Annotated in this window: 14 protein-coding genes; 11 read left to right on the top strand and 3 right to left on the bottom strand. The window is 41.4% G+C overall.

Features of this window, described 5'->3' with window-relative positions; genetic code table 11:
• The first annotated feature begins 527 nt into the window (after positions 1-527).
• Positions 528-1,316, top strand: coding sequence for a DUF72 domain-containing protein (locus tag CHU92_RS04660; protein WP_243389555.1), 789 nt, complete (start codon positions 528-530; stop codon positions 1,314-1,316).
• A 47-nt stretch (positions 1,317-1,363) separates the two neighbouring features.
• Here the strand turns inward: CHU92_RS04660 and CHU92_RS15530 are convergent, their stop codons facing one another.
• Complete coding sequence (locus CHU92_RS15530) at positions 1,364-1,522, bottom strand: lmo0937 family membrane protein (RefSeq protein WP_129583011.1); 159 nt, start codon at positions 1,520-1,522, stop codon at positions 1,364-1,366.
• A 180-nt stretch (positions 1,523-1,702) separates the two neighbouring features.
• Here CHU92_RS15530 and CHU92_RS04665 point away from each other — a divergent pair, with 180 nt between their 5' ends.
• Positions 1,703-3,055 carry an FAD-dependent oxidoreductase gene (locus CHU92_RS04665; RefSeq protein WP_094413097.1) on the top strand — a complete coding sequence of 451 codons (1,353 nt, stop codon included), beginning with the start codon at positions 1,703-1,705 and terminating at the stop codon, positions 3,053-3,055.
• On the opposite strand, the gene CHU92_RS04670 is transcribed toward CHU92_RS04665, so the two are convergent.
• Positions 3,048-3,419, bottom strand: a complete 372-nt coding sequence (locus tag CHU92_RS04670; RefSeq protein ID WP_094413099.1) for a cupin domain-containing protein — start codon at positions 3,417-3,419, stop codon at positions 3,048-3,050. The genes CHU92_RS04665 and CHU92_RS04670 overlap by 8 nt on opposite strands.
• Positions 3,416-3,784 (bottom strand): DMT family protein, encoded by a 369-nt coding sequence (locus CHU92_RS04675; protein WP_094413101.1) that lies wholly within the window; start codon positions 3,782-3,784, stop codon positions 3,416-3,418. Before CHU92_RS04675 ends, CHU92_RS04670 begins: the two co-directional genes overlap by 4 nt.
• A gap of 334 nt (positions 3,785-4,118) precedes the next feature.
• Between CHU92_RS04675 and CHU92_RS04680 the strand changes: the two genes are divergently transcribed.
• From CHU92_RS04680 to CHU92_RS04725, 9 genes are all read left to right on the top strand, one after another.
• Positions 4,119-4,958 carry a MotA/TolQ/ExbB proton channel family protein gene (locus CHU92_RS04680; RefSeq protein ID WP_094413103.1) on the top strand — a complete coding sequence of 280 codons (840 nt, stop codon included), beginning with the start codon at positions 4,119-4,121 and terminating at the stop codon, positions 4,956-4,958.
• A gap of 86 nt (positions 4,959-5,044) precedes the next feature.
• Positions 5,045-5,698 carry an ExbD/TolR family protein gene (locus CHU92_RS04685; RefSeq protein ID WP_094413105.1) on the top strand — a complete coding sequence of 218 codons (654 nt, stop codon included), beginning with the start codon at positions 5,045-5,047 and terminating at the stop codon, positions 5,696-5,698.
• A 23-nt stretch (positions 5,699-5,721) separates the two neighbouring features.
• Positions 5,722-6,282 (top strand): ExbD/TolR family protein, encoded by a 561-nt coding sequence (locus CHU92_RS04690; RefSeq protein ID WP_094413107.1) that lies wholly within the window; start codon positions 5,722-5,724, stop codon positions 6,280-6,282.
• A 28-nt stretch (positions 6,283-6,310) separates the two neighbouring features.
• On the top strand, positions 6,311-7,141 hold the full coding sequence (locus CHU92_RS04695; RefSeq protein ID WP_094413109.1) for an energy transducer TonB: 831 nt from the start codon (positions 6,311-6,313) through the stop codon (positions 7,139-7,141).
• 244 nt (positions 7,142-7,385) lie between these two features.
• Positions 7,386-7,778 (top strand): energy transducer TonB, encoded by a 393-nt coding sequence (locus CHU92_RS04705; RefSeq protein ID WP_094413113.1) that lies wholly within the window; start codon positions 7,386-7,388, stop codon positions 7,776-7,778.
• A gap of 1 nt (position 7,779) precedes the next feature.
• Complete coding sequence (locus tag CHU92_RS04710) at positions 7,780-8,694, top strand: PstS family phosphate ABC transporter substrate-binding protein (RefSeq protein WP_094413115.1); 915 nt, start codon at positions 7,780-7,782, stop codon at positions 8,692-8,694.
• A gap of 30 nt (positions 8,695-8,724) precedes the next feature.
• Positions 8,725-10,653 carry a tetratricopeptide repeat protein gene (locus CHU92_RS16080; RefSeq protein ID WP_243389556.1) on the top strand — a complete coding sequence of 643 codons (1,929 nt, stop codon included), beginning with the start codon at positions 8,725-8,727 and terminating at the stop codon, positions 10,651-10,653.
• Positions 10,654-10,729: 76 nt separating this feature from the next.
• A complete protein-coding gene (locus tag CHU92_RS04720; RefSeq protein ID WP_094413117.1) occupies positions 10,730-11,362 on the top strand; it encodes a 7-carboxy-7-deazaguanine synthase QueE in 633 nt (210 codons plus the stop codon).
• 10 nt (positions 11,363-11,372) lie between these two features.
• Positions 11,373-11,774, top strand: coding sequence for a DUF2059 domain-containing protein (locus CHU92_RS04725; protein WP_094413119.1), 402 nt, complete (start codon positions 11,373-11,375; stop codon positions 11,772-11,774).
• The last annotated feature ends 162 nt before the right edge of the window (positions 11,775-11,936 follow it).

The following is an 11,936-nucleotide window of genomic DNA, read 5'->3' on the forward strand; positions in this document are numbered from 1 at the left end:
ATAAAAAACCGTCTCAAAATTTAAGTATTGAGACGGCTTCTTTTTTTTGCAGTCTTGGATGTGTTCCGGAATTTATTTTTTTTTAAAAAAATGCACTGTTTTTCTGGGTCAGCCGCTCCGCAAGCCGTAAGCGGGCTGTAGCGTATATGCATTGCGGTAACCGGCCATACATTGTCTTTTGATACCGCCAAGGTGATTTTTGTAATTGAAACACATGCTGCCTGGTAAAAATATTTTAGCCTGTACAATCCGGTTATTGCCATACATACTCTCCTAAAGCGCCTTTTCCAGTTTCGCAATCTGGCATGCCGTTTTAAATCAGGATTTCAAAGGTGGCCGCCGCAGAAAATATAATGGCTTTCCGGATGCTTCAATTGTTTTCATTCTGTTGTCTTCCCTTTCATTTAAATTTTAGAATAGCCCCTTAATTTTTTTGGCATCATTAAAATATCAGCCTAATTTAAACTGCCCGCAACAGCCAGGCCATTTTTGAAATCGCTTTTTAACACTGCCCTAATACAAATACAATGGTATTATCATTACCTTCAAAAAATATAAGTTACCAGATGATGCAGGGCAAAATACATATTGGCACTTCCGGCTGGAGCTATAAGCACTGGAGAGGAAATTTTTATCCTGCAGAAGTTAAGGTTAAGGATCATTTTACGCATTTTAAAAAATTCTTTAACACTGTAGAGCTGAATAATCCGTTTTATCACCTTCCGCCAAGACAGACATTTGAAAAGTGGTATAACAGCACGCCGGATGATTTTGTATTTGCAGTTAAGGCCAACAGATATATTACCCATCTAAAAAAGCTCAGGAATGCCGATGAGTCACTGGCTTATTTTCTGCAAAATGCAGAAGGGTTGCAACAGAAACTCGGTGTCATATTGTTCCAGCTGCCGCCGGGCTGGCAACTGGACCTGGAAAGGTTCAGGGATTTTTTACAACTACTCCCTGCCCGCCACCGCTACACATTTGAGTTCAGGAACGCTACCTGGTATACCGGGGAGGTATTCAGCCTGCTAAAACAGCATAACTGCGCTTTTTGTATTTATGAGCTGGCAGGGCATATATCGCCTCTTGAGGTAACAGCAGACTTCATTTACATAAGGCTACATGGCCCCGGGGGCAAATACCAGGGGAGTTATAGTGAAGAAGCGCTGCAATGGTGGGCCGCCAGTTGTAAAAGTTGGTCTGCCAGCGGTAAAGATGTTTATATTTATTTTGATAATGACCAGGAGGGATATGCCGCTTTTAATGCATTACGGCTAATGGAGCTGGTAGCGCCGGCAATAAAAAACCCCCAGTAACTGAGGGTGTTGTCTTGCTATGTTGGAGGGTTATTGAAGCCACTTGTTTACGGCCTTCTCCCCACAGCCAGCCTGTATAGGATACCTATGATGGCAAGCACAAGCAAAATGTGGATTAGATTACCTACAGATTCCTGAAACCCGAAGTATCCTACCAGCCATCCTATGATCAGGATAACAACAATCAACCAGATTAAATCTCTCATAATTTGTAATTTTAAATAGTTAGCAGATTAAAATTACCTAATAAATGCCAGCTTACTCTTTTCATTAAGAATACTTTAATAGTCAAAATTTTCTTAATAAAGTCATACGGTATAATTAATGCCTAAAACCCAGGCGTTTATTTTTTATTAAGTACTTTTGTACCTTTATTATTGTGATACATGCAAACTTCTTTAAAAATTGCCGTAGTTGGCTCGGGACTTGTAGGCTCCCTGCTGGCAATATACCTTAAAAAAGCAGGCCATACAGTCCATGTTTTTGACAGGAGTCCCGATATCAGGACGATACAGTTTTCAGGGCGTTCCATAAATTTGGCCATGTCCCACAGGGGCTGGCGCGCCGTAAATGATATCGGGATAGGGGAAGAAATACGAAAAATTGCCACTCCTATGGATAAGCGTGCCATACACCTGGTGGGGCAGCCCCTTACTTACCAGTATTATGGCCAGGAAGGCGAATGCATCTTTTCCATTTCAAGGGGTGTGCTCAACAGGAAAATGATATCGCTGGCAGAAGAGGCCGGTGTTGAATTTTTCTTCAACAGCAGGATATGGGATGTAAACCTGACGGAAGCTACACTGCACATCGGCGAAACCGAAAGAGGGGCCTGGGAAGACCTGAAATATGACAAAATATTTGGTGCTGACGGCGCTTTTTCAAGGGTGCGCCACAGGATGCAGCGCCAGAGTATGTTTAACTATTCACAGGAATTTCTAAATATTGGTTACAAAGAACTGAATATTCCCGCCAATCCTGACGGAACCCACAAACTTGATAAAAATTCACTGCATATATGGCCAAGGCGAGAGTTTATGCTGATAGCGCTGCCCAATCTCGACGGCAGCTTCACCTGCACGCTTTTTATGCCCTTTGAAGGTGAAAACTCTTTTGAGGCTCTCAGGGATAAAGAAACCCTTGAAGCTTTTTTCGCTACTCATTTCCCTTCCACTGTAGATGTAATACCAAAACTCGTAGAGGATTTTTTTAAAAATCCTACCAGTACGCTGGTTACCATGAAATGTTATCCGTGGACGTATGAAGATAAAATTGCACTAATAGGCGACGCCTGCCATGCCATAGTGCCTTTTTACGGGCACGGCATGAACGCCGGATTTGAAGATATTACGGTGCTTAACCGGCTGATGCAGGAGCATGGCGATGACTGGAAAACCATATTCAGTAAATACCAGCAGGAGCGAAAGCCAAATGCCGATGCTATTGCGGAACTGTCTTACCGTAATTTCATAGAGATGAGCAGCGACACGGCAGATCCCAGGTTCCTGCTACGCAAGAAAATTGAAAAATGGTTTTCTGAAAAGCACCCGCAGCTCTGGCTCCCCCTATACAGCAGGGTTACATTTAGCTACCGCCCTTATGCCGAAGCGCTTGCCATAGGCGACCACCAAAAAGCTATTATGGATGAGATTATGGCTATAAGTGGTATTGAGGATAACTGGGACAGCCCCGAAACAGAGCGTCGTATACTTGACCTTTTACAGGGCATACCTAAATAGTCTGTTCCTCACGGTGCACTTTTTCTAATGAAAAAGCAGGTGTACAAACCGAAATATATTCACAAGGCTCATCAAAAGGGTTAGAATATTGTATCCTGGCACCGCTTTCAATTTTTATTGATTCCCCGGCATGCAGTACTATCGTTTCGCCTTCTATTATAAATTGTTTCCGCCCGCTAATCACATAGGTATATTCATCAAATTCGGGTTTTTGGAAGGGTTCGCTCCAGTGAGGCGGTGCCATCATATGTGCTATGGAAATAGTTCCGCCCCCTGCCGATGCATAACCAAAATGCTCTTCAATTCGTTTTCCGTCAGTAGTAGGGACAAGAAACGGTTTTTTCTGTACTATATATTTTTTCATTTTCTAAAAATAAAATAAACGGCCAGCACCAGCAAGCCAAAACCCACAGCATGGTTCCACCTCAAAGTTTCGTTCTTGAAAAACACTATCATAAATATAGTGAAAACTATTAGTATAATTACTTCCTGCAGCACCTTTAATTGCAGCAGCGTAAATGGCCCTCCGTTTTCTTTGTACCCCAATTTATTAGCAGGCACCTGAAAAAAGTATTCAAACAATGCCAGGCCCCAGCTTATAAAAATAATGCCTATAAGCCCAAGATTTTCAAACCACTTGAGGTCCCTGAATTTAAGGTGCCCATACCAGGCAAGTGTCATAAACACGTTAGAAAGTACAAGCAGTACTATAATATATAAGCCTTTCATAATTATAATTTAAATTTAAATGGATAAAAATAATATGCCTCCGCAATAAAAACAGCAGAATTATGTTATTTATACATAATCTATATAAATATATAATAATTAATAATGATAAGGGTTTCTTAAAAACGAATAATTATTTTTGTTTAATAAATTTTATGGTAAGAGGTGTTTCCAAATACATAAGATTGCTTTAATTTATTGTTAAGAAACAAGAAAAAAAATAAAATGATTTTTTTTTATGTCTTAATAATTTAAATTTGCCCATCTTAATAAAAAAATAATTTAACAATAAGAAACTTTTATCTAAAATCAGAAAAACTTAATCTTAAAAAAAATGGCAAACGCATCTATTCAGAAAATTGAAAAAAAAGGTGATTCAAAAGGGTCAAATTTATTCGCAGGGCTGGCGATGATTATTTGTATTGTAGTTGGTATTTTAGTGTGGAAATTCATAATGGGCCACCCTTCTAATTTCGTAGACAACAATCCTGAAGGGGAACCTGAGCAAGGGAATTATCTGGCAATGGTATATAAAGGCGGTTATGTGGTACCGGTACTAATGGGGTTGTTCTTAATGTCAGTTGTATTTTCAATTGAGCGTCTGCTTGTTATAAGCAAAGCGGCAGGTAAAGGTAACGTTGAGACTTTTGTAAGGAAAGTACAAAATCAGATTACTGCCGGTAACATAAATGAAGCTATCGCAGAATGCGACAAGCAGCAGGGTACCGTAGCCAACGTAGTAAGGGCGGGGCTTATGAAATATGAAGAAGTGAAAAGGGAAGGTTTTGACAGCGAAAGGGCTGAGGCTGCCATCCAGCAGGAAATTGAAGAGGCTACTTCTCTTGAAATGCCAATGCTTGAAAAGAACCTTGTTATCATTTCAACCCTTGTATCTATTGGTACGCTTATGGGCCTTCTTGGTACGGTAACAGGTATGATCAAGGCATTCTCTGCACTTGGTGCCGGTTCAACTCCTGACTCCGCACAGCTGGCAAATGGTATCTCTGAAGCGCTTATTAACACTGCAACAGGTATATCTACATCTACCCTTGCCATTATCGCTTACAACTCGTTTACCTCTAAAATTGACAAACTAACTTACTCTATCGATGAGGCCGGGTTTGCAATAACCCAAACTTACAGGCGTTTCAGGGCTCGTGCTAACAATGCCTAAACAATACACGATAAAAGAGTTAATAACATAACGGGGCCTGAAAGTGCAATAATGTGCTTTCAGCCTCTTTAAAAGCTAATAATTAAATGGCTAAAGTAAAAGTATCAAAGAAGAGCACGAGGATTGACATGACCGCCATGTGTGATGTGGCTTTCCTTCTGTTATCGTTCTTTATCATGACGGCTACAGCAAAGCAGCCTGAACCTAAAGTGGTTGATACGCCGGCTTCAACAGTGCTTGATAAGCTTCCTGAAGAAGGTGTGGCAACCATTACTATAGGTGACAAGAGCGTTTTCTTTACTATCCCCGGGAAAGAGCTCAGGAGGGAAACCCTAAAGCGGATTTCCGGTATATATAAAGTGCCTTTTACAGAGCAGGAATATGAAACTTTTTCTAATATGGAAGGTTTTGGCGTTCCGCTAAACCAGTTAAAAGGATTACTTAAATTAGGCGTTAATGAAAGGAATGCTGAAGGGCTGCAGAAAGGTATACCTTATGATTCTGTTAATAACCAGCTTCGCGACTGGATTAAGGAAGCCAGGGAAGCAAACAAGACACTGTTGAATGAAAGGATTCAGTCAGGCGAGCTTGAGCCAACGGCTTTCAAAGACCTTGACATTGCTATTAAAGGCGATGCAAAAGAAGAATATCCTACCGTAAAAAGGGTAATTGATATTCTCCAGGACCAGAAGAAAAACAGGTTCTTTTTAGTAACCGGTTTACGTAACGAGAATTTTTAATTAATTTAAAAAGATAAAACAAAATGGCAGAATTAAATACCGGCGGCGATGGTGGCAAAGGCGGCAAGGTAAGAAGTAAAAAAATGAACCCCGGCGTTGACCTTACAGCTATGGTTGACCTCGCGTTCCTTTTGATTACCTTCTTCATGCTTACTACAACACTGTCAAAGCCTCAGTCAATGCCGTTGGCCATGCCGGATAAAGATCCTGAAAAGAAGATTGAGGACAATACTAAAATTCCCGAAGAGCGCCTTATGACTATCCTTATCGGCAGCAATAACAGGGTCTTGTGGTATATGGGTAAGTTTGATACCCCAACCATTCCGCCAACAGAAACTGTGTTTGGCAAGAACGGTATCAGGAAAGACCTCCTGAAGAATGTTAAACTCGGAAAAACGCTTGCAGCAAAAGATGGCAAGCCTGACCAGGGACTGGTAGTGAATATCAAGGCAAGTGATAAAGCATCATATAAAAACCTTGTAGATATGCTGGATGAAATGGCAATTACCGATCCTCAGCTCTATGCTATTGGTGATATTACGCCAGGTGAAATTGACTTGTTGAAGAAAACAGGATTATATTAATCCTCGCGCTAACCAAAAACGATTAATTATGTCTAAATTAAATATATTTAAACCCGGATGGATTGATATGGTCTTCGAAGGCCGTAACAAGAAATACGGTGCTTACCAGCTCCGTTCAGAAAATCCTAAAACTACTGTTAAGGCTATTATTCTGGGTGCCGTGCTGTTTTCTTTTGTGGTAGCACTGCCAAAAATATATGAGCTGGTTAATAACCTTGCTGCTAAAGGGCAGGAGCAGGAAGAAGAAAAGATAATTGAAGTTATTGAACTTCCGCCGCCACCTGAAGAAGTGCCGCTTCCGCCACCGCCACCGCCGGTAGAGCAGATGCAGGCCCCAAAATCAGTGGTAGATGAAGTTAAGTTCAAGCCTCTTGAAGCCGCTAAAAAAGAAGAAGTGCCTGAAGACCCTCCGAAAATTGAGCAGTTTAAAGATGCTGATCCAAGTTCACGGGATGCCAAGGGCGACCCTAATGCAGGCGATATTAATATTGACAAGCCGTCAGGTGACCTTGATAAAGGTGTTGAAGTCCCAGATAATAATATTTATAACACGGCCGGGCTTCAGGTGCAGCCGGAATTCCCGGGTGGCATACAGGCTTTCTTAAATTATGTTAATAAAAATTTCAGGGTGCCGGAACTTGATCAGGATATGAGCGTAAATATTATTGTTCAGTTCGTAGTGGAAAAGGACGGTAGCATAACTGATATTAAAGCTGTGAGAGACCCGGGTTACGGTATGGGTAAAGAAGCAGAACGTGTACTCAAGTCCATAAAAACAAGATGGCAGCCGGGAATACAGAATGGTAAACCGGTCAGGGCGCGCTATAGCTTACCTATAAAAATTAATATTAAGTCTTAGTATTAGAAAGGATGCCTTATAAAAAAAGAGAATCCCGATACCAGATACAGAAATCGCCCATACAGCGATTTCTGTTTGTTTTAGGTATAGTGTTCTTTCTAATGTACCTTGTACTGGGCTGTATGGTCATATTCTGGAAACAGCTGCCAATTCCTCTTTCATCAGGCCGTAGGCTTGCTTTAGGAATTGTTTTGATTGTATATGCCTTTTTCCGGTTCGTTCGGCTGATTCAAAATTACAGGTCATGAAAAAAATTATTTTACTACTGCTTTTTCTTTTTTCATCCATTTGCTTTTCTCAGGAACGGGAGGCTGAGGAAACGGTGTATGAAGCATCCGAAGTTACGGTTCAGCCTGAATACACGGGCGGGCAGAATCAATTTTTTTCATATATACATAAGAATCTGAAAGTTCCGGTTAATGCAGCAAAAGGTACACACAAAATTATTGTAAGTTTTATAGTCGAAAAAGATGGGTCAATGTCTGAAATTACTATTGTAAAAGATCCCGGGTTTGGTTTGGGGCGTGAAACATTACGGCTGTTTAATACAATACCTGAAAAGTGGGAGCCAGGTTACTTGGATAATAAACCTGTCCGTGTTAAGTATAATGTGCCAATCACGGTAAATATTAAATAATATGAAGATAACAAGTCTATCCGTTGTTTTTATTTTTGTTTTCCTTGCTGTATTTTCATGCAGGGAAAAAGCTGAGCCGGTTATTGAGGAAACACTTACATCAGGTAAAGCAGCCATACTTGTTGATAATGCTGTGCAACCTGTTGTAGAGGATGTGCTTGCTGTTTTTCATAATGTATATGACAGGGCTTTTATTACCCAGGTTAACCTGCCCGAAAATGAAGTAGTCCGTGCATTGCTGAGTGATACGGCCCGTGTGGCTGTCCTTTCCAGAAAACTGACATCTTCCGAGGAAGCACATTTCCGGAATAAGAAGATTCAGCCTAAAGTAACTGAATTTGCTTTTGATGCCCTCGCCCTGGTTGTAAACAGGCAGTATAAAGACAGTATTGCAGACGTGGAGCAGGTGCTCAATGTGCTCAGGGGCAGGCCCTCCTCTATAAGCAAACTTGTATTTGACAGTCCCGGTTCCGGCTCTCTGTCCTATCTTAAAGGGCTTGCAGGGGTTTCGGCCGTGCCGTCTAAAAATGTTTTCGCCCTCAAAACTAATGAAGATGTCCTTAAATATGTCCATGATAATAACGGCGCCATAGGTGTGATAGGGCTGAACTGGTTGTTGCAGCCTCCGGGCAATGTTACACAATATGTAGAAAACATTAAGGTTTTAGCCATTGATAATGTTAAAAAAAACAATGTTTCTAAAAAATACTATAAACCTAACCAGAGCAATATTGCAGAAGGTTTATACCCGTTCACCCGCACGCTGTACGTGTTAAATTACCAGGGTAAGTTAGGTTTGGGCATGGGTTTTGCAACTTATATAAGTGCACCCGAGGGGCAGCGCATTATACTGAAGTCCGGATTGATGCCGGTAAAGATTCCTCCCAGGGAACTTGAGGTGCGGAATGAACTTTAATATAAAAACAAAGGAATAAAATTTATAAAAATGAGAAATTTAAAAGTAATTGGTTTTGCATTGCTTGCTTTTAATGCCGTTACGGCACAGGACGCCGAACAGGCCAAAAAAGCTATAGATGCGGAACAGTACCAAAAGGCTAAAACAATTTTAAAATCTTTAATTGCTTCATCACCTGACGAGGGTAAAAACTACTTCCTGCTGGGAGATGTTTACCTAAGGCAGAAAGAAGCTGACTCTGCCGCTATTTATTTTAACAGGGGCAAGGCAGTAAAGAATAATCCCGAATATAACACTATTGGCCTTGGCCAGATTGATCTTAACAGCGGCAATGCAGCTGCTGCACAGTCTAAGTTTGACGCTGTAACCGGTGCTTTAAAGAAAAAAGATGTTGAGCAGCTGATTTACATTGGCCGTGCTTACATAAACGCAGAAAAGCCGGATTATAAAAAAGCCATTGCTGTACTTAATAATGCCGTAGCACGCGACCCTAAAAATGCACAGGCTCATTTAAGCCTTGGTGATGCTTACTATGGTGACAGGGACCAAAATGAAGCTTATAAGTCCTACAGGAATGCCCTCCTATACGACAAAAGCCTTGTACGTGCAGAACTGCAATTGGCGGTTATTACTAAAAATACCGGAGCCGCTTTCCCCGAAGCCGTTAAAGCGTTCAATACTATAGTGGCTGCCAGCCCTAATTACGGGCCGGTGTACAGGGAGCTTGCCGAAACGTATTACTACTGGGGCAAAAAAGAACCCGCAAAATACTCTGAATATACCAAAAAAGCCTTGGAATATTATGAAAAATACATGAGCCTGACAGACTACTCGCTTAACTCGAGGATGAGGCATGCTGATTTCCTCCTCCTGGCAGGCGATTACAAAGCACTTGAGGCCGAAGCTCAGAAAATGCAGCAGATGGACAAGGTGAACCCTGTCATTCTACGGTATCTTGCTTATTCTTCTTATGAAAATGGCAACTACAATGCCAGCCTGAAAGCCATTAACGAATTCATAGCGAAGGTTGACCCTAAGCGAGTGATAGCCCGTGATTATCTTTATTTAGGTTTGGCTCAACTCGCCATAGCTGCCGAAGGTGCTGCTCCAGTATCTTCCGTAGTTACTTCTAAAGATGGTGCGGTTACAACAACCGATTCTAAAGGAAATACAAGTACCGTTTCGAGTGATGGTACCGTTACCACAAGGGATTCTAAAGGGAATGAAACAATAATTTCAAAAGATGGTACCGTTACCACAAGGGATTCTAAAGGGAATGTAGCAATAATTTCAAAAGATGGTACAGTTACCACTTCAGGAGCAGGAAAAGTAAATACACTTGGCAGCAGCCAGCCTACAAGCACTCAATTAGTTGAACTAGCAATTCAAAATCTTAAAAAAGCTGTCGAAAAAGACCCTAAAATAGCTAATGAGTACAATGATATAGGCAAAAAGCTGTTTGCACAAAAATTATACGGCCCGGCCTCGGCTGTTTTTGAGGTGGCAGCGGCGAGCCCTGATAATAAGAACGCTTTTTATGACAACTTTTACCTTGGGTATTCTATATTCTTTGACCATGTTAACAAATCACCTGAAGCTAAAAAAGCCAATAAGGCACAACTTGAAAAAGCGGATGCAGCCCTCGCAAAAGTTATAGAATTGTCTGCCGAATCACAAGACGCGCACCTGTACAGGGCCAAAGTGAACCAGCAGCTCCAGACACCTGAATCTTACGCAGTAATGGGCACGCACTATGATGAATATATCAAAATAGTAACTGCCAAAGGTACTGCTGAAACATCTAAGGCATCAGTAATTAAGAACCTGATAGAGGCTTATTCCAATGCAGGGGCCTATTATGCCGTAACGGACAAGCCAAAGGCAAAAGAATATTTTAATAAAGTGCTTCAGCTGGACCCGAACGACCAGTATGCTAAAACACAATTAAGCAAATTATAATATAAAAACCGGCAGTTAACGCTGCAGGTTTTTTATTTGATAAATGCATTGTATCTTTGCGGGCTAATTCACTACGATGCTGAAAGAGGATATACAAGCCGCTGTTGACCGGGGGGAATTGCTCCCACTAATGGAAGAATTTTATACCATACAGGGTGAAGGTTTCCATACGGGTACTGCTGCTTATTTTATACGTGTTGGCGGATGCGATGTAGGCTGCCACTGGTGTGATGTAAAGGAAAGCTGGAACGCGGAGCTTCATCCGCCCACAGCTATTGATGCTATTGCAGGTAATGCCGCACGTTTTTCAAAAACCGTGGTGGTAACAGGCGGTGAACCCCTCATGTGGGATATGGCGCCCCTTACTTCACTGCTCAGGGCACAGGGCATGAAAGTACATATTGAAACTTCAGGGGCTTATCCCTTAACAGGCTATTGGGACTGGATATGCCTTTCACCAAAAAAAACGAAATTGCCCGTTGGCGATATTTATGGCCATGCCCATGAACTAAAAGTTATAATACATAACCGCCATGATTTTGTTTTTGCGGAAGAACAGGCCGCAAAAGTTAACAGTAATGCAGTATTGTTCCTACAGCCCGAATGGAGCAAGAGGGAACAGGTAACACCACTTATTGTGGATTATGTTATGAATAATCCAAAATGGCGTGTATCTTTACAAACACATAAATACCTTAATATTCCTTAATTAAAAACAGATGAAAAAATTATTTTTTGTGGCAGTATTTGCCCTTGTAGCTAATGTAGCAGCGGCCCAGGATGCTTTTAAGCAGGATGTGATTAAATATCTTGACATGAGCGGGCAGGCAAAAACCTTCGAAATGCTTACGCAGGACATTGTAAAGAACATACCTGCTGAAAAACAGGCCGACTTTAAAAAAGAGCTTAATGCTTCAATAAAAGACCTGATGGGTAAAATAGCTGAAATTTATATGAAAGAATTTACACATGAAGATATAAAGGCAGCCATTAAGTTCTATGAAAGCCCTGTAGGTAAAAAATTTAACTCAAAATCTTCTGTCTTGTATCAGCAATCACAAGCTGTTGGCCAGGAATGGGGTATGGGCCTTCAGCAGCTGATGATGAAGTACATGCAATAATAATATATCAGGATTAAAAATCATAAAAGGCTTGCGGTTGCAGGCCTTTTTAGCTTTTGATGGTTTGGCTGGGTTGCCTGGTAGGATTATCCGATGTTTCGGAACACTGCCGATGGGTATAGCCCCGATTGTAGCGGCATCCTCCCCGCCGCCCGCTTTTGC

This window comes from Flavobacterium cyanobacteriorum, assembly GCF_002251835.1.
Taxonomy (GTDB): Bacteria; Bacteroidota; Bacteroidia; order Flavobacteriales; family Flavobacteriaceae; genus Flavobacterium; species Flavobacterium cyanobacteriorum.